Origin of the sequence: Tepidiforma bonchosmolovskayae (assembly GCF_008838325.1) — a bacterium.
Taxonomy (GTDB): Bacteria; Chloroflexota; Dehalococcoidia; order Tepidiformales; family Tepidiformaceae; genus Tepidiforma; species Tepidiforma bonchosmolovskayae.
This window is the reverse complement of the sequence record NZ_CP042829.1, coordinates 2,113,037-2,129,845: the sequence shown is the minus strand read 5'-3', so window position 1 is coordinate 2,129,845 and position 16,809 is coordinate 2,113,037. Positions and strand designations below refer to the sequence as shown.

The 16,809-nt window shown below is 69.4% G+C and carries 19 protein-coding genes; 14 read left to right on the top strand and 5 right to left on the bottom strand.

All coding sequences use genetic code 11. From position 1 onward, the window contains the following. The first annotated feature begins 56 nt into the window (after nucleotides 1-56). The 7 genes from Tbon_RS10645 (at nucleotide 57) to Tbon_RS10615 (ending at nucleotide 4,226) form a co-directional block, all read left to right on the top strand. Nucleotides 57-320, top strand: a complete 264-nt coding sequence (locus tag Tbon_RS10645) for a hypothetical protein (protein WP_158067686.1) — start codon at nucleotides 57-59, stop codon at nucleotides 318-320. Next, on the top strand, nucleotides 317-1,009 hold the full coding sequence (locus Tbon_RS10640; RefSeq protein WP_158067685.1) for a YggS family pyridoxal phosphate-dependent enzyme: 693 nt from the start codon (nucleotides 317-319) through the stop codon (nucleotides 1,007-1,009). The genes Tbon_RS10645 and Tbon_RS10640 overlap by 4 nt, the downstream gene beginning before the upstream one ends. After that, nucleotides 1,006-1,797 (top strand): pyrroline-5-carboxylate reductase, encoded by a 792-nt coding sequence (gene proC, locus Tbon_RS10635; RefSeq protein WP_158067684.1) that lies wholly within the window; start codon nucleotides 1,006-1,008, stop codon nucleotides 1,795-1,797. The genes Tbon_RS10640 and proC overlap by 4 nt, the downstream gene beginning before the upstream one ends. Continuing rightward, nucleotides 1,794-2,054, top strand: coding sequence for a YggT family protein (locus Tbon_RS10630; protein ID WP_158067683.1), 261 nt, complete (start codon nucleotides 1,794-1,796; stop codon nucleotides 2,052-2,054). Before proC ends, Tbon_RS10630 begins: the two co-directional genes overlap by 4 nt. Nucleotides 2,055-2,159: 105 nt before the next feature. After that, the gene (locus tag Tbon_RS10625) at nucleotides 2,160-2,387 is read left to right on the top strand and encodes a YggT family protein (protein WP_225734604.1); all 228 of its coding nucleotides are present in this window, start codon (nucleotides 2,160-2,162) and stop codon (nucleotides 2,385-2,387) included. A 67-nt stretch (nucleotides 2,388-2,454) separates the two neighbouring features. Next, complete coding sequence (locus Tbon_RS10620) at nucleotides 2,455-3,375, top strand: ABC transporter ATP-binding protein (protein ID WP_158067681.1); 921 nt, start codon at nucleotides 2,455-2,457, stop codon at nucleotides 3,373-3,375. Continuing rightward, complete coding sequence (locus Tbon_RS10615; protein ID WP_158067680.1) at nucleotides 3,372-4,226, top strand: ABC transporter permease; 855 nt, start codon at nucleotides 3,372-3,374, stop codon at nucleotides 4,224-4,226. Before Tbon_RS10620 ends, Tbon_RS10615 begins: the two co-directional genes overlap by 4 nt. Before the next feature lie 93 nt (nucleotides 4,227-4,319). Here the strand turns inward: Tbon_RS10615 and rplT are convergent, their stop codons facing one another. The 3 genes from rplT to infC are packed head-to-tail and all read right to left on the bottom strand — an operon-like array spanning nucleotide 4,320 to nucleotide 5,608. Further along, nucleotides 4,320-4,679: a 50S ribosomal protein L20 gene (gene rplT, locus Tbon_RS10610; RefSeq protein WP_158067679.1), complete on the bottom strand. Its 360-nt coding sequence runs from the start codon at nucleotides 4,677-4,679 to the stop codon at nucleotides 4,320-4,322. A gap of 20 nt (nucleotides 4,680-4,699) precedes the next feature. Beyond that, nucleotides 4,700-4,900, bottom strand: coding sequence for a large ribosomal subunit protein bL35 (locus Tbon_RS10605; protein ID WP_158067678.1), 201 nt, complete (start codon nucleotides 4,898-4,900; stop codon nucleotides 4,700-4,702). A gap of 3 nt (nucleotides 4,901-4,903) precedes the next feature. Continuing rightward, nucleotides 4,904-5,608 (bottom strand): translation initiation factor IF-3, encoded by a 705-nt coding sequence (gene infC / locus Tbon_RS10600; RefSeq protein WP_225734603.1) that lies wholly within the window; start codon nucleotides 5,606-5,608, stop codon nucleotides 4,904-4,906. A gap of 98 nt (nucleotides 5,609-5,706) precedes the next feature. On the opposite strand from infC, the gene Tbon_RS10595 reads away from it, so the two are divergent. The 3 genes from Tbon_RS10595 (at nucleotide 5,707) to Tbon_RS10585 (ending at nucleotide 8,978) form a co-directional block, all read left to right on the top strand. Beyond that, a complete protein-coding gene (locus tag Tbon_RS10595) occupies nucleotides 5,707-6,597 on the top strand; it encodes a UTP--glucose-1-phosphate uridylyltransferase (protein WP_158067676.1) in 891 nt (296 codons plus the stop codon). Beyond that, on the top strand, nucleotides 6,585-7,943 hold the full coding sequence (locus Tbon_RS10590) for a hypothetical protein (RefSeq protein ID WP_158067675.1): 1,359 nt from the start codon (nucleotides 6,585-6,587) through the stop codon (nucleotides 7,941-7,943). Before Tbon_RS10595 ends, Tbon_RS10590 begins: the two co-directional genes overlap by 13 nt. Before the next feature lie 72 nt (nucleotides 7,944-8,015). Then, nucleotides 8,016-8,978 carry a nucleoside hydrolase gene (locus tag Tbon_RS10585; RefSeq protein ID WP_158067674.1) on the top strand — a complete coding sequence of 321 codons (963 nt, stop codon included), beginning with the start codon at nucleotides 8,016-8,018 and terminating at the stop codon, nucleotides 8,976-8,978. Nucleotides 8,979-8,981: 3 nt separating this feature from the next. On the opposite strand, the gene Tbon_RS13935 is transcribed toward Tbon_RS10585, so the two are convergent. Together Tbon_RS13935 and lepA are read right to left on the bottom strand one after the other, a co-directional pair. After that, the gene (locus tag Tbon_RS13935; RefSeq protein WP_192497924.1) at nucleotides 8,982-9,230 is read right to left on the bottom strand and encodes an Lrp/AsnC family transcriptional regulator; all 249 of its coding nucleotides are present in this window, start codon (nucleotides 9,228-9,230) and stop codon (nucleotides 8,982-8,984) included. A 91-nt stretch (nucleotides 9,231-9,321) separates the two neighbouring features. After that, nucleotides 9,322-11,148, bottom strand: a complete 1,827-nt coding sequence (gene lepA / locus Tbon_RS10575) for a translation elongation factor 4 (protein ID WP_158068295.1) — start codon at nucleotides 11,146-11,148, stop codon at nucleotides 9,322-9,324. 101 nt (nucleotides 11,149-11,249) lie between these two features. On the opposite strand from lepA, the gene mdh reads away from it, so the two are divergent. The 4 genes from mdh (at nucleotide 11,250) to Tbon_RS10555 (ending at nucleotide 16,465) form a co-directional block, all read left to right on the top strand. Continuing rightward, entirely contained in the window at nucleotides 11,250-12,188 is a 939-nt protein-coding gene (gene mdh / locus Tbon_RS10570) for a malate dehydrogenase (RefSeq protein WP_158067672.1), read from the top strand. Between the two features lie 32 nt (nucleotides 12,189-12,220). Beyond that, nucleotides 12,221-13,438: an MFS transporter gene (locus Tbon_RS10565; protein WP_158067671.1), complete on the top strand. Its 1,218-nt coding sequence runs from the start codon at nucleotides 12,221-12,223 to the stop codon at nucleotides 13,436-13,438. A gap of 89 nt (nucleotides 13,439-13,527) precedes the next feature. Then, nucleotides 13,528-14,001: a NuoI/complex I 23 kDa subunit family protein gene (locus Tbon_RS10560; protein ID WP_158067670.1), complete on the top strand. Its 474-nt coding sequence runs from the start codon at nucleotides 13,528-13,530 to the stop codon at nucleotides 13,999-14,001. 7 nt (nucleotides 14,002-14,008) lie between these two features. Further along, entirely contained in the window at nucleotides 14,009-16,465 is a 2,457-nt protein-coding gene (locus tag Tbon_RS10555) for a 2Fe-2S iron-sulfur cluster-binding protein (RefSeq protein ID WP_158067669.1), read from the top strand. Nucleotides 16,466-16,809: the final 344 nt, after the last annotated feature.

The window sequence follows — 16,809 nt, the reverse complement described above, 5'->3', positions numbered from 1 at the left end:
CGGCCTGCACCTCCGCGCGTTCGACAGGGGACGCCGGCGCGGCCACAATCGGATGCATGGGGTTCTACTACGGGCCGAGCCAGCCGCAGGACGAGCCGCCGCCCGGCTCCTGGCGTGAGACGCTGCTGATCATCTGGGTGGTGTTCAAGGCGCTGGCGCTGCCGCTCGGGCTGCTGTTCGGGGCAGTTCTCGGGTTCGTGCTCATCCTGTGGGCGTTCCTGACCTCGCCCTGGCTGGGGCTCGCGCTCCTTGGGCTCGCAGCAGCGGCGGTGGTCGCGCGGGGAATCTGGGAGGCCCGCCACCCGCCGGACCTGCCATGACCGCGGCGGCAGGCAGCATCGCGGAGCGGGCGGCGGCCGTGCGCGAACGGATCGCGCGGGCCTGCGCCCGTGCCGGACGGGACCCGGCATCGGTGCGGCTGATCGCGGTGAGCAAGACCTTCGGGCCGGAAGCGGTGGCGGAGGCGCTCGCGGCCGGCATCCGCGAGTTCGGCGAGAACCGGGTGCAGGAAGCGCTGGCGAAAATCCCGGCGGTTGCGGAGCTGGCGGCGCAGCGGGGGCTCCCGGCGCCGACGTGGCACCTGGTGGGGCACCTCCAGACGAACAAGGCGCGGGCCGCTGCGGGGGCCTTTGCTATACTCCACGGCATCGATTCGACCCGGCTCCTCCAGGCGCTCGACCGTGCTGCTGCGGCCCCCACCAGGGTGCTGCTCGAGGTCAACGTGGCCGGCGAGCCGACCAAGTTCGGCTTCGCGCCGGGGGACGTGGCCGGCGCCGTGGCGCTGGCGCAGACCCTCCCGCACATCGAAGTGGCCGGACTGATGACCGTGGCGCCGCGGGCGGAGGACCCGGAGGCGGTGCGGCCGGTTTTTCGCGGCCTGGCGGAGCTCGCCCGGCAGCTCGGGCTGCCCGAACTGTCGATGGGGATGACCGAGGACTTCGAGGTCGCCATTGAGGAAGGGGCCACCATGGTGCGGATCGGGCGGGCGATATTTGGAGAACGCGCATGAAGGTCGCAATCGTCGGCGGCGGCGTGATGGGCGAGGCGATCCTCGCCGGGGCGCTCGACCGGGGGGTGTTCGAGCCGCAGGATGTCACGGTCATCGAGAAGGTCGATGCCCGGCGGACGCAGCTGCGGGCAGCCTACGGCGTGGAGGCCACGGCCGAGTTCGGGCCGATGGGCGATGCCGGGCTCGTGGTGCTGGCGGTGAAGCCGCAGGAGCTCGCGACGGTGAAGGGGCGGGTACGGCCGGGTGCGCTCATCCTTTCGATCATGGCCGGCGTGCGGATCGCCACGATCCAGGAGGCGTTCGACCACCAGTTCGTCGTACGCGCGATGCCGAACACGCCAGCGGCGATCCGGGCCGGCATGACCGCGTGGACGGCGGCGCCGGGCGTGACGGTCGAGCAGCGGAGCGTGGCGCGGCGGCTGCTGGGGGCCATCGGGCGGGAGCTTTACGTCGACGACGAGCGGAAGATCGACATGGCGACGGCGGTGAGCGGCAGCGGGCCAGCCTACGTGTTCCTGTTCATCGAGGCGCTCATCGAAGGGGCCGTGAACGTCGGGCTGCCGCGGGCGCAGGCGGAGGAGCTGGTCATCCAAACGGTGGCGGGCTCGGCGCAGTACCTGCAGGAGAGCGGCAAGAGCGCGGCCGAGCTGCGGGCGATGGTAACTTCGCCTGCGGGGACGACCGCGGCGGGGCTGCTCGAGATGGAGCGCGCGGCGCTCAGGGCGGCGATTATCGAAGGCGTGCGGGCGGCGTACGCCCGCGCCGTCGAGCTGGGCGGGCCGGCATGAACGACACTGTGGCGTCGCTGTTCACGCTGTTCCTGTGGCTGCTGATCCTGGCGGTGTTCCTGCGGTCGCTGCTGAGCTGGTTCCCCATCAGCCAGGAGAACGAGGCCGCGCGGCTGCTGTACCGGATCACAGAGCCGCTGCTGGAGCCGGTGCGCCGGGTGCTGCCGCGGACGGGGATGATCGATTTCTCGGGGATGGTGGTGATCATCCTGCTGTACGTGATGATTGAAGTCGTGCGGCGGGCGGCAGGGCAGTAGGGCGCTCATGACCGGGGCCGAACCTGCCGATCTGGTAAGCTGGAGGGAGCGACGCCGGGAGGACGAGCCATCAATCCGTACGTTGCCCAGCTAACGTTCACGTTTTTGAACATCCTGACCTGGGCGGTCATCGCCAGGTCGCTGCTGAGCTGGCTGCCGATCGACCAGGCGAGCCCGCTCTACCAGCTGCTCTTCCGGGTGACCGAGCCGATCATCGACCCGTTCCGGCGGGTGATGCCGCGGGCGGGGATGATCGACCTCTCGCCGATGATGGCGATCCTCGCGCTGCTGGTGATGCAGCAACTGGTGGCGATGCTGGTCGTTCCGGCGTAAGCGCGCGGGCGATGCGGGCTGCGGTCAGCACTCGATCGAGCATGGCGGCGGTGTGACACTGGAATCTGTGAATAGCGCGGTCACGGCGCAGGGCATCCGGCGGCGCTACGGTGAGCGGACCGCGCTGGACGGTTTTTCGCTCGAGGTCCCCGAGGGGAGCGTGTTCGGGGTGCTCGGCCCGAATGGAAGCGGCAAGAGCACCTTTCTCGCGCTGGTTGCCGGCGCTGAACGGCCGCCCGAGGGCTCGCTGACAATCCTCGGGGGACCGCCGACGCGCAGCGTCCGCGCCCGCATCGGAACCGTGTTCCAGGAGAACGCATCGGACCCGCTGATGACGCCGCTGGAGTACCTGCTCTTCGCCGGGCGGCTGTTCGGGGTGACCGGGCAGGCTGCGCGGGAGAGGTCGGCGGAGCTGCTGGAGCGATTTGGGCTTGCAGGGCGGGCGAAGGACCCGATTTCGACTCTCTCGGGCGGAATGCGGCGGCGCCTGGAGGTCGCGCGGGCGCTGCTCCACCGGCCTGCGCTGCTGCTGCTGGATGAGCCGACCACCGGGGTAGACCCGGAGGAGCGGAAACTGCTCTGGGAGACGGTGCTGGTAGAGCGGAGCGGGGCGACGGTGCTGCTGGCGACAAACGACCTCCACGAGGCCGACGCCGTCTGCGACCTGGTGGCGTTCGTCCAGGCGGGGCGGGTGGTGGCGACGGGCTCGCCGGCTGAACTGAAGCGGAACCTGCGGAAGCAGACGGTGCGGGTCGAGCTCCACAGCGCGAGCAGCGAGGTTGAGGCGCAGATTGCGGAGCTGGCCGGGGCCGACAACGTGACCGCGGCGAACGGCGAGCTGCTGATCACGACCGACGACGCGGCGGCGCTTGCCGCGCGCCTGTTCGAAGCGGCCGGCGCGGCGATCCGCAGTCTCCGCATCGACGAGGCGTCGCTCGAGGATGCGTATTTCCAGTTTGTGCAGCGACGCAAGGAGGCGGTGCGATGAGTCAGACAGCGTCAGCCGCGGCAGGAGCGGCGGTGCGCCCGGCGGCGCCGGGCGGGGGTGCGATGAACGGCGCCCGGGTGGCGGCAACGATTGCGCTCCGGGACCTGCGGGCGGTGGCGCGGGCGCGGTCGCAGCTGTACTCCTCGGTGCTGACGCCGCTGATGCTGCTGGTGTTCCTCGGCAACGGGGTATCGAAGGGGCTCGAGCCCTCGCGCCTGCCGGCGGGTAATTTCACCGCCTACCTGGTAGCCGGGACGGTGGTGATGACTTCGGTGTTCTCGTCGACGTTTTCGTCGGCCTCGTACTACCGGGACCGTGACAGCGGGTTTCTGCGGCTGCTGCTATCGGCCCCGCACGACCCGCGAACGGTGCTGCTCGGGAAATCGCTGGCGGCGCTGCTGATTGGTGCGGTCCAGGCGTTCCTGGTGCTGGCCGTCGCCGCGCCGTTCGTCGATTTCGGCTGGCAGCACGGGATGGCCGCAGGATTTGGGCTGGCACTGCTGACGGTGGTGCTGCTGAACCTGATGCTGACCGGGCTGGCGCAGGCGCTGGCGACCCGGGTGCAGTCGATGCAGGGGTTTCACCTGATCATGAACCTGGCGCTCTTTCCGCTGCTGTTTTTCTCGGGGGCGTTCTTCCCGGTCGATGGGCTGCCGGCCTGGATGAAGGTGCTGGCCTACGTGAACCCGCTGACGTACGCGGTTGATGCGCTGCAACTGGCCACGTATGCGACCGGGAGCGGGGGGTTCATCGGGTACGGCGTGGATTTTGCGGTGCTGGCCGTGCTTGGTGCGGCGGTGTATGCGCTGGGCTTCAGCCGGCTGCCGAAACTGACCTGGTCGGGGCAGTAGCGCGGCGCACGGCGGGGCCGGCCAGCGGTGCAGAACGCGAAACGGGGCGGCGCCGGGAATGGCGCCGCCCCGCAGTTCCTGCGGCGGGGAGGGTCAGGATGCGAGTGCCGCCCGGGCCTTCTCAGCGAGCTGGGAGAAGGCGTCGGGCCGGGTGACCGCGAGGTCGGCGAGGACCTTGCGGTCGAGCTCGATGCCGGCCTTCTTGAGTCCGCTGATGAAGCGGCTGTAGCTGAGGCCGTTGAGACGGGCTGCTGCGTTGATGCGGACGATCCAGAGTTCGCGGAAGTCGCCCTTGCGGTCGCGCCGGTTTTCGTAGCTGTAGCGCAGCGCGTGGAGCATGCTCTCGTTGGCGCGGCGGAAGAGCCGGTGGCGCTGGCCGGCGTGGCCCTTCGTGAGGGCGAGGACTTTCTTGTGTCGGCGGTGGGCGGTGACGCCCCGCTTGACGCGGCTCATGGGGTAACTCCTGGGTTAGGTCAGCTCTGGCCAGCGAGGAGCCGGCGGACGATCTTCGTGTGTGACGGCGCGACCTCGACCGTGCGGCTGTAGAGCGCATTGACGGCCGTCCGCTTTTTACGGCGGAAGTTGTTGCGGCTGCCGTACATCCGCATGATCTTGCCGCCGCCGGTTACGCGGAAGCGTGCAGCGGCGCCTTTGTGCGTCTTGAGCTTGGGCATCGGTTACTCCTCTTCGGCGTCGTCGCCGTCGTCATCACTGTCTGTGTCGTCGTCGCCGACGACGGGTGCTGCTGCGGCTGCGGCAGCGACGGCCTCGTCCTCCTCATCGGCGGCCGATGCCTCGGCCTGCTTTTGCGCGGAAGCCTTGGCCAGCGCGGCCAGCTTCTTCTTGTCGGGGGCGAGGATGACCGTCATGTGACGGCCTTCGAGCATGGCTTCCTTCTCGACGACGGCGATGTGCTCGAGGCTTTTCACCACCCGGTCGAGGAGGGCCTTGCCGATCTGGGGGTGGGTGATTTCGCGGCCGCGGAACATGACCGTGACCTTCACCTTGTCCCCTTCTTTGAGGAGCTTGGCCGCGGTCCGCGTCTTGAAGTCGATATCGTGGTCGTCGATTTTCGGCTTCATGCGGACCTCGCGCAGCTGGACGTTCGCCTGGTGCTTGCGGGCCTCGCGCTCCTTTTTCGATTGTTCGTACTTGTAGCGGCCGAAATCCATGAGCCGCGCGACAGGCGGGCTGGCCTGGGCCGCGACCTCGACGAGGTCGACGTCGCGCTGCCGCGCCATGGCGAGCGCCTCGGATGTCTTGACGATGCCGATCTGGCGCCCTTCTTCGTCGATGAGCCGGACCTCGGGGACGCGGATGCGCTCGTTGATCCGGGGCTCCGGCGGTGCCGGCCGTGGTGGAACCTTAGGTCGTCTCCTCAAAATGCTCCCCGTTCAAGTTTCGGACAGCTTCCCATGCTAGCAAGGACCGCGTGTTCTGTATATCCGGTAACGATGCACCGGCCTAGGATCGGGGGCGTATGGTGCAGCCGGTGACGACGGCGGTGATTCTCGCGGCGGGGCTGGGGACGCGCATGCTCCCGGCGACGAAGGCGGTGCCGAAGGAGATGCTGCCGCTGGTGGACCGGCCGCTGGTCGACTGGTGCGTCGACGAGGCGGTGGCGGCAGGGATCACGCGGATTGTGTTCGTTATTGCGGAGGGGAAGGAGTCGATCCTTGAGCACTTCCGCGCCGGCGCGCGGGTGGAGACGGCGCTGCGGGAGACAGGGAACCAGGCGCTCGCGGATTCGCTGGCGGCCATTGCGGCGAAGGCGGAGTTCCATGCGGTGTACCAGCCGAAGCAGCTGGGCATCGCGCATGCCGTGGCGTGCGCCCGGGAGTTCATCGAGGGGAGGCCGTTCGCCTTGCTCTTCCCCGATGACGTCATTCTCGGACGGCAGTCGTGCACGGCGCAGCTGGTGGCGGCCTACGAGGCCACGGGCGGCACGGTGATTGCCGTCGAGCAAGTGGCAGACGCGGACGTGCCGCAGTACGGCATCGTCGACCCTGAGGGCGACGGGAACCCGGTGCGGCTGCGGCGGGTCGTTGAGAAACCGCGGCTGGAGGAGGCGCCGTCGCGGCTGGGCATCGTGGGGCGATACGTGCTTTCGGAGACGATCCTCGCGCACATCGACGCGACGCCGCCGGGGAAGAACGGCGAGCTGCAGATCACCGATGCGATTGCGCGGCAGATTGCAGCGAGCGAGCCGGTTTCGGCGCTGCGGTTCGAGGGCCGGCGGTACGATACGGGACGGCCGCTGGGCTACATCGTCGCGAACGTGGCGGCAGCCCTCGCGCGGCCGGACCTCGCCGGGCCGCTGCGGCAGCGGCTGGCCCCGCTGCTGCAAGGGGAGGAGCCGTGCGCATCCTGAGCATTTCGTTCCCGCTGCCGAATGTGGCGATTGACAACTACAACCCGCTGACGGCGCCGAACTACAACGACTACGACGCGCTGATTATCGACCCGGCCGGGATCGACCGGGTGGTGCGGGAAGTCATCGAGGAGGGGAAGGAGTTCGAGGCGTTCGACGGGCGCCCGGTGCTGAATGTGCCGGGTTCGGCCACGGTGGCGGGGATTGCCGAACAGCTGCGGCGGCGGCTGGAGGAGACGCGGCGTCTGCTGGAGGCGGGCGGGCTGGTGGTGGTGTTCGGGCGCCCGGATGCGTTCCAGCATGGGGTGGTCGGCTTCGAGGGTTGCGACCGGTATCACTGGCTGCCGGCCCCGGGCGGGATGAGCTGGTCGACGCCGTGGCTGCGGGCGGGCGAAGGCAAGACGGTCAGGATTGCCGATGAGCACCATCCGATGAGCGCGGTGCTGCGGGAGTTCCGCAGCGAGGTGGGCTGGCGGGCATGGTTCGATGAGCGGCAGGCGGAGTTCCGGCGGCACGGGCGGCCGATTGCGCTCGGCGGCTCGGGCGTGCCGATTGCGGCGGAGTTCGAGGTGCTGGGTGGGCGCGTGGTGTTCATTCCCGCGATGTCGGAGTCGTACGGCACGCCGCGCACGAACCTCGCGCAGGCGCTGGTCGATGCCTGCCGGCAGATGGCCGGCGTGGACACCGGGGCCGAGGCGCCGTACTGGGTGCGGTCGGTGGCGGTGCCGGGGCTCGAACAGGTGGAAGCGGAACTGGAAGAAGCGGCGGCTGCCGAGGCGGCGGCGCGGGAGCGACTGGCGGCGGTGCAGGAGCGGCACGATGCGCTGGCGCGCCACCGGGGCCTGCTCTGGAAGGATGGTCCCGGTTTCGGGGAGGCTGCCCGTGCTGCGCTCCAGGCGCTGGGCTTTGCGGTGGTCTCGCGGCCGGGCGAGCCGTTGGCGGTCCAGAGCGAGGATGTGCTGGCGTTCGTGGAGCTGGAGAGCGCGAGCGGGCAGGTGGTGGAATGGCCGTACATCCGCCTGCAGCGGCGGATCGAGGCGGAGCTGCTCGCAGGGCGGCCCGCGCCGCGGGGGCTGATCATCGCGAACGGGTACCGCGACCGGGAGCCGGAGCAGCGGAGCGGAGAACTGAGCGACCCGCTCATCCGCGCGTGCGAGAACTACCGGTACGCGCTGGTGACGGCCCGGACCCTGTTTGAACTGGTCCGGCGGGCGCTCGGGGGCGCGGACGATGCGGCGCTTCTCGGCATGCGGCGGCGGCTCCTGAACGGTGCGGGGCTGCTGGAGGCGCCGAAGCTGCTGGGGCTCGAAGACGAGGAAGCGCCCGAAACGGGCCCGATTTTCTGACCGGCCGGGCGTCGGCGTTGTCCTGCCGTGCCGTACGCTTCACCTGTCACGACTCGATGAGGAGGTGCCTCTATGAAGCGGACGAAGGCGATTATCGACTGCGACCCCGGCCACGATGATGCGGTGGCCATCCTGCTGGCGGCGCGGCATTTCGACCTGCTGGGCGTTACGACGGTCGGCGGCAATGCACCCGTATGGCGGGTGACCGAGAATGCGCTGCGGGTGCTCGAACTCATCGGCCGGCCGGAGGTGCCGGTGGCGCGGGGGGCAGCCGGCCCGATTCTCGGGAGCCTGCCGCGGGCCGGCGAACGGGTGCACGGGGCGACGGGGCTCGACGGAGCGGAGCTGCCGCGCGGTTCGAACCGGGTTATCACGAAGGGCGCGGTTGAGTTCCTGGTCGAGACGGTCATGGGGAACCCGGGCACGGTCGTGATTGCGACGGGGCCGCTGACGAACCTTGCGCTGGCGATGCGGGTGGAGCCGCGGCTGGCGAAGAGCATCGCGCGGCTGAGCATCATGGGCGGGTCGGCGACGTGGGGGAATGTGACCGCCGCCGCGGAGTTCAACGCCTGGGCGGACCCGGAGGCTGCGCACATCGTGTTTTCATCGGGGGCGCGCATCACCATGTGCGGGCTCGACCTGACGCGGCAGGCGGCCGTTGGGCCGGAGACCATCGCCCGGTTCCGGGCTGTGGGGACGCACACGGCGGAGGTGGTTGCGGACCTGCTGGAGCACTACCGGGCGGCCGCGGAGCGGGTGTACGGGACGCCCGCGGTGCCGCTGCACGACCCGTGTGCGGTCGCGGCGCTGGCGGCGCCGGAGCTCTTCGAGGTAACACCGGCGCACGTGGCGGTGGAGCTGCGGGGGGAGGAGACGCGCGGGATGACGGTGGTCGACCGGCGATTCCTGGGGGCAGAAGCCGCGGAGCAGCGGCGGGCGGCCGGCGCACCGGAGCCGAACTGCCGCCTGGCGACCCGGGTTGATGCCGAGGGCCTGTTCCGGCTGGTCGAGGAGACGCTTGCGGCCTGCCCCTGAGCGTCAGCGGGCGCCGGCCGCCTCGGGGAAGGTGACACAGGTCGTGGTGCTCTCGATGCCCTCGATTGCGCGGATGTGGCGCGAGATGACGGCGGGGACATCCGTGAGGCTGGGGACCTCGACGACGGCGACGATGTCGTAGGGGCCCATGACCTGGTAGACCTCGGAGATGCCTTCGACGGCGCGGAGCTTTTCGTAGACCTCGATGGTTTTGGCGGGGTCGACAACGATGAGGACGAAGGCTTTGACCACGGCTGGCGCTCCGGTTGGTTCGGCGCAGTGCGCCGGGATTGGTAAAGGGTAACAGGCGAGCGTTTCGAAGGGATTACGAAGCGCGGGGCGGCTATTCGCGGAGGCGAAGGACGGCCATGAAGGCTTCCTGGGGAATTTCAACGCTGCCGACACGCTTCATTTTCTTTTTGCCCTCGGCCTGTTTCTCGAGCAGCTTCCGCTTGCGGGTGACGTCGCCGCCGTAGCACTTGGCGAGGACGTTCTTGCGCATGGCGCGGATGGTTTCGCGGGCGATGATCTTGCCGCCGACGGCAGCCTGGATGGGGACCTCGAAGAGCTGTCGCGGGATGAGGTCCTTCAGTTTGGTGACGAGCGTGCGGCCAACCTTCTCGGCATTGCTGGCGTGGGTGATGACGGAGAGGGCATCGACCGGGACGCCGTTGACGAGGATGTCGACCTTGACGAGCCGGGCAGGCCGGTACTCCTTGACCTGGTAATCGAGGCTGGCGTAGCCCGAGGTCGAGCTCTTCAGCTGGTCGTAGAAGTCGACGAGGACTTCGGCCATGGGGACGTCGTACTCGAGGAGGACGCGGGCCTCGCCCGGGGCGAGTTCGTTCTCCGCTTCGAGGAACTCCATGCGGAGGAACTGGCCGCGCCGGCTGGTGACGAGGTCCATGACCTGGCCGATGTAGCGGCTGGGCGTGATGACATCGATCTTGGCCCAGGGCTCGGAGATGACGGCGATGCGGGAGGGGTCGGGGAGGTCGGCGGGGTTATCGACGATGATCTCCTCGCCGGAGGTCGTCTGGACGCGGTACTCGACGGAGGGCGCGGTGGTCAGGAGGGAGAGGCCGTACTCGCGCTCGAGCCGTTCGACGACGATTTCGAGGTGGAGGAGGCCGAGGAAGCCGCAGCGGAAGCCGAATCCGAGGGCGACGGAGGATTCGGGTTCGTAGACGAGGGAGGCATCGTTGAGGACGAGCTTGGCGAGCGCGTCGCGGAGCTCCTGGTACTGGTCGGAATCGGTGGGGTAGATGCCGGCGAAGACCATGGGCTTGGCGCGGCGGTAGCCGGGAAGCGGCTCCGGGGCGGGCTCATCGGCCCAGGTGATGGTGTCGCCGACGCGGCACTCGGCAACGTCCTTGAGGCCGGTGGCGACGTAGCCGACTTCGCCGGCGGCGAGGCCTTCGAGCGGGCGCATGCCGGGGCTGAAGATGCCGAACTCGAGCGGCTCGAAGACGGCGCCGGTGGACATGAGCTTCAGGTTGCGCCGGCCGTGCATCTCGCCGTCGACGACGCGGACGTGGGCAACGACGCCTTTGTAGGCGTCGTATTTTGAATCGAAGATGAGCGCCTTGAGGGGGGCGTTGGGGTTGCCGGAGGGCGGCGGGATGCGGGCGACGATGGCCTCGAGGATTTCGTCGACGCCGATGCCTTCCTTGGCGCTGGCGAGGATGATTTCGTCGCGGGAGAAGCCGATGACGCGCTCGAGCTCGGCGGCAACGCGTTCGGGCTCGGCGTGGGGGAGGTCGATCTTGTTAAGGACCGGGATCAGGGCCAGGTCCTGGTTCATCGCGAGGTAGACATTGGCGAGCGTCTGGGCCTCGATGCCCTGCGAGGCATCGACGACGAGGAGGGCGCCTTCGCAGGCAGCGAGGGAGCGGGAGACCTCGTAGGCGAAGTCGACATGGCCGGGGGTATCGATCAGGTTGAGTTCGTACTCCTGCCCATCGGAGGCGCGGTAGAGCATGCGGGCGGCGGCGGCTTTGATGGTGATGCCCTTTTCGCGCTCGAGGTCCATGGAGTCGAGGACCTGTTCGGCCATTTCGCGCTCGGAGATGGTGCCGGTGCGTTCGAGGAGCCGGTCGGCGAGGGTCGACTTGCCGTGGTCGATGTGGGCGATGATGCAGAAGTTGCGGATGTGGGACTTGTCCACGATTCGAGTGTACGCGAGGGCGGGCGTACGGGGCGTTGCACGGCGCGGGTAAGGCAGGCGCGTGCTAGCCTTGGCAGGCACACACCAGTTCAGCAGGGAGCCCCATGCCTCGGAAGAAGGTCACGATTGTCGGCGCCGGGATGACCGGCGGAGCGATGGCGCAGCGGCTGATCGAGCGCGACATCTGCGATGTGGTGCTGCAGGACGACCCGCAGTTTGCGGGCACGATGCACCACGGGAAGGCGCTGGATGAGTCGCAGGCGGCGCCGTGGGAGGGGTTTTCGACCCGGATCATTGCGACTGACGGCTGGGAGGAGACCGCAGGGAGCGACGTGGTGGTGGTGACGGCCGGCGCGCCGCGGAAGCCGGGCATGAGCCGGGAGGAGCTGCTGAACGGCAACGCGGAGATTGTGCGGTCGAAGGTGGCCGCGGCGGCGAAGGCCTCGCCGAACGCGGTGATCATCGTCTTCTCGAACCCGATGGACGCCATGTGCCACGTGGCGATGCAGGCGAGCGGTTTTCCGCGAGAGCGGGTCATCGGGCAGGGCGGCGCGCTGGACAGCGCCCGCTACCGGTACTTCATTGCGGCCGAGCTCGGCGTTTCGGTGAACGACGTCCACGGGTATGTGATCGGCGGGCACACGGACACGACGATGGTGCCGGTGGTTTCGCAGACGCGGGTGGGCGGGGTGCCGCTGACGGACCTCCTGCCGCCGGAGAGGGTGCAGGCGATCGTGGCACGGGCGATGCGCGGGGGCGCCGAGATCGGCGAGCTGTACAAGACGGGGTCGGCGTACTTCGCGCCCTCGGCGGCGACGATTGCGATGGTGGAGGCGATCCTGCTCGACCAGCGGCGGCTGATCCCTTGCTCGGTGTACCACCAGGGCGAGTACGGCATCCGCGACGTGTTCAGCGGGACGGTGTGCCAGCTGGGCGAAGGCGGCATCCAGCGGACGTTCGAGCTGCCGCTGACGGACGAAGAGCGGGCAAAGGTTATTGCGGCGGCGGAAGCGACGAAGGAGCTGCTGAAGCTGCTGAACTGACGTCCAGTGCGCCTGCCGTGTAGGCTGAAGGCGTGTCACTCACGGGGCCACGGTCACAACGGACGCTGGTGCTGGCGCTGTTGTGCGTGGCCTCGTTTGCTGTCGTCTTCAACAACCTGATCATCACGCCGATCCTGCCGGAGATTTCGGAGGACTTCGGGGTGCGGGTCGCCGTGGCGGGCCTGCTGGTGACGGCGTACGCGGTAGCCGGCGGGATTGCGGCGGTGTTCTCGGGGCCGTTCATCGACCGGCTGGGGCGGAAGCCGGTCGTCGTCGCGGGGATGGCCACGCTGACTGTGGCGACAGCGTTCTCGGCGGCCGCGCCGGGGTTCGTACCGCTGCTCCTTGCGCGGGCGATGGCCGGGCTGGGCGTGGCCTGCCTCACCCCGGCGGTGTTCGCTGCGGTGGGGGATTACTTTTCGTACGAGGAGCGGGGGCGGGCGATGTCGTGGGTGATTTCGGCGAACACGAGCGCAAGCATCTTCGGGGTGCCGGCGGGCGCGGTGCTGAGCGGCGTCTTTTCGTGGCGGTGGACGTTCGTGGCGCTGGCGGTCCTGCTGGTGGTGTTCACGTGGCTGCTCTTCCGGAAGCTGCCGGCGGATCCGCCGCGGCGCGCGGACGGCAGGGCGGGGAGCGGGATGGCGGCGATCCCGCGGGTGCTGCGCGACCTGCCGACGAGCGCGGCGCTGTTTTCGAACTACCTTTCGACGAGCTACTGGTTTGTGTTCGCGACGTACATGGGTGCCTACTTCCACGACGAATTCGGGGTGGCGAAGTGGGCACTGGGCGGGCTGACGATGACGATGGGGCTGGGGGTGCTGCTGGGCAGCAACGCGGGCGGGCGGCTGGCGGACCGGGTGGGGAAGCGGCCGGTCATCCTGTGGACCTCGCTGACCTGCGCGGTGTTCATTGCGCTCACGACGACCGCGGCGGTCGCGATGGCGGTAGGGCTCGGGTTCCTGTTCCTGTTTGCGGTCTCGGGCGGGGCGCGGTTCGCGAGTTCGCAGGCGATTATGACGGAGATGTCGCCGGATGACCGGGGGACGGTGATGGCGTTGAACGCGGCCGGCCAGCAGTTCGGGATTGTGACGGGGTCGGTGGTCGGCGGACTGGCGCTGGAGGCCGGCGGGTATGCGGCGCTGGGGCCGACGGCGGCGGTGCTGGCGCTCGTTTCGATGGCGATGTACGGGCTGTTCGTAGAGGAGCGGGGCCCGGCCGGGGCAGGGCGCGGCGAGCTGGCTGCGGAGTGAGCCTTGTGTTTGTAATCACAATCCCCCGTTGGTAGGATCGAGGCGCCACGACGGGGGTTTGCGCCCCGCGGCACTGGAGGACCTCCCCCATGGCATATGGCAAGGGCATCGCGAAGGGGATGAGCCTGACGCTGCGGAATATGTTCAGGCCGCCGGCGACGATCCAGTACCCGGAGGAGGTCCGCAAGGTCCCGGTTTACGCACGGACGAACTTGCTCTGGTTCGAGGAGCGGTGCACCGGCTGTTCGACGTGTGCGCAGGCGTGCCCGGACGGCTGCATCCTGGTGGCGACGAGCCAGGACGCGGAAGGCCGGCGGAACATCGACCGGTACGAGATCGACTTCCGGATCTGCATGTACTGCGGGCTGTGCACGGAGGCGTGCCCGTACGAGGCGATCCAGCCGGGCGGCCCGCTCGACGACGCGGTATATAACTTCGAGGAGATGTACCGCGACAAACACGCGCTGACGCGGGTTGCGCAGGAATTCCTGAAGCGGAACAACAACACGTATCCGAACGGCATGAAGGCGCCGGACCCCGACGCCGACTTCCACCGCCTGTAGGGAGCCCATGGTCCAGATAACAGTCGACGGCAAGGTCATCGAGGCGCCGGCGGGTGCGCCGCTGGTTGAAGTGCTGAAGAACAACGGGTTCTATGTTTCGAGCCTGTGCTACATCGATGGCCTGAAACCGTACGCGGGCTGCCGGTCGTGCCTGGTGGATATCGAAGGGCCGCCGGGGCTCCAGCTTTCGTGCACGGCGGTGGTCACCGAGAACATGGTGGTGCGGACGAACACGCCGGAAGTGCTCGAAGGCCGCCGGTCGGTGCTGTCGATCATCCTGGCGAACCACAGCGACCGTTGCCTGACGTGCCACCGGCGGGAGCACTGCCACCCGGGCGATATCTGCCTGCGCGATGACGTGGTGACGCACCGCTGCCTGACCTGTTCGAAGAACTACCGGTGCGAGCTGCAGGCGACCTGCGAGATGGTGGGGAGCGCGGGGTACGAGCCGTGGGTCGGCGAGCAGCGGACGTGGTACCAGACGCCGCAGCCGCCGGCCGACCGGGGTAACCCGTTCATGGAGTTCGACCCGCAGATGTGCATCATCTGCACGCGCTGCGTGCGGGCGTGCGACGAAAAGCGGCACACCGGCGCGATTACGCTGAGCGGGCGCGGCTGGGACGCGATGATCGCGTTCGGCGCGGGCGGGCCGATCCACGAGAGCAACTGCGACTTCTCGGGGGCGTGCATCGACGTCTGCCCGACGGCGACGCTGATGGAGCACCCGAACAAGTGGGTGGCGAAGCCGGAGAAGTGGACCTCGACGACGTGCGACTCGTGCGCGGTGGGCTGCAGCATCCGGCTCGGCTCGGTGGACGGCCGGGGCGTGATTGTGCGGCCCGGCGACGGCAACGCCTTCAGCGGCGACCAGATCTGCGTCCGCGGGCGGTACCACTACGATTCGCTGAAGCCGCGCGAGCGGCTGTCGAAGCATCTCCTGGGGCGCGGGAACATCCAGGCCCCGGCGACCCTGGCGGAGACGGCGGCCGAAGCGGCGCGCCTGCTGCGCGAGGCGAAGGGCCGCGGACGCGTCGGCGTGCTGGTCGGCGGAACGGTGACGAATGAAGAGGCGCTCGCCATCAGGGAGCTGGCGCGGGCGCTGGGAGCAACGCCGGACCAGACGCTCGGGCCGGTGGTGCGCGCCGTGAAGGGCGCGCTGGAGGAGCGGTTCGGCACGTGGCGGATGGCCGCAAACCTCGAACGTCTGCCGAAAGCGAAGGCGATTGTGACGGTCGCGGACGACATCGAAGAGAGCCACAACGTGGTAAGCGTCCGCATCAAAGACGCGGTGGTTTGGGAGAAGGCGAAGCTCGTGGCGATCGGGCCGCTCCGCAGCGAGCTGGTGGACTTCGCGGCCGCCTGGATCCGGACGGCCGCCGGCGAGGAGGGCCTGGCGGCGGCGCAGCTGGCGGAGGCGCTGCAGGGCGGCACCCCGGCGAACGACGAGATTGCGCGGGCGGCTGCGCTGCTGCGCGAGGCTCAGCCCGAGGCCACGATGGTGGTGTGCGCGCCGAACCCGGTGAGCCCGGCTATCGCGGCGGCGATGACCGGCGGCGCGGCGAACCTGGCGATTGCACTGCTGGGCGAACGGGCGAGCGAAGGCCTCGCGGTGCTGCCGCCGGAGGCGAACACGTGGGGACTGCTCGACCAGGGCATCGGCGCTGAGGGCGGCGCGAACCCGCTCGAGGGGCTCGCGGGGCTGCTGGTCATCCGCGACGACCCGACGATGCGGCTGCCGGGCGCTGCGGCGGCGCTCGAGCAGATCGGCACGGTCGTGGTGGTCGACGGTGTCGCGCACCCGACGGCGAAGCGGGCGCAGGCAGTGATCGCCGAAGGGCGCGCGTACGCGTCGGCGGGCACGTACACCGCAGCGGACTTCCGCGTGCAGAAGCTCGCGCCGGCGGTCCGGCCGGAGGGCGATGCGGTGCCGCTGTGGGAGGCGCTCCATGTCCTTGCGAAGGAGCTGGGCGTCGAGCTGCCGACGACGCCGGGCGATGCGCTCGGGCAGATTGCGAAAGCGAACGCCGCCTACGAGCCGGCGTGGGACCTGATTATCGGCGAGGGCGTGAAGCTGCCGGTCGGCCCGGCCCCGAAGGCTCAGGCCGCACCGGTACCTGCGGCGGCGGCCGGCGAGGGCTGGCGGGTGATCACCTCGCGGGACCTGTACACGGCCGCCGATGCCGCGGCGCTGCGCCACCCCGAGGCCGAGAAGCTCCACCGGTACGACCGGATCCAGGTGAGCGAGGAGGATGCGCGGGCGCTGGGCATCGCCACGGGCGACCCGGTCCGGGTATCGGCGAACGGGATGAGCATCGAGGCGCCGGCCTGGGTGACGGAGCGGGTGCCGGCCGGGCACGTCTACATCTCCTGCATGCTCCAGGGGGGCGCCGTGACCGGCCTGTTCGGCGGCGCCGACGTCGCGACGGTGCGCGTCGAGGCACGCGTGCCGGCAGCAACTGCCTGACCCCAGGAAGCGGAGCCACTCTGCTTTCGTTTCAGCGCACAAAGCAGCGAACCCGCCGGGCCAAACGGCGGGTTCGCTTTTGCGGCGTTGTTGCTGGAGAGGCAGGAGCGTAAACGCCAGGAGTCCGGGGGTTTGGGCCAGGCGCCCGTCCCGGGGATAGACGGGCGCCTGGGAGGACGGACCCGCCGACTGGATCGGCGGGGGTGCTGCCGAGGGAGGAGGTCCGCCATGGCCGTCCCCGGACCGTGGTCCGGGTGCGGAGAAGGTGGGGGAGAGCGTGCGGACCTCCGGGCCCTTCGCCAAATACGGTAGCGGGGCGATGTGAAACCGGTCCGGGGAGTTCG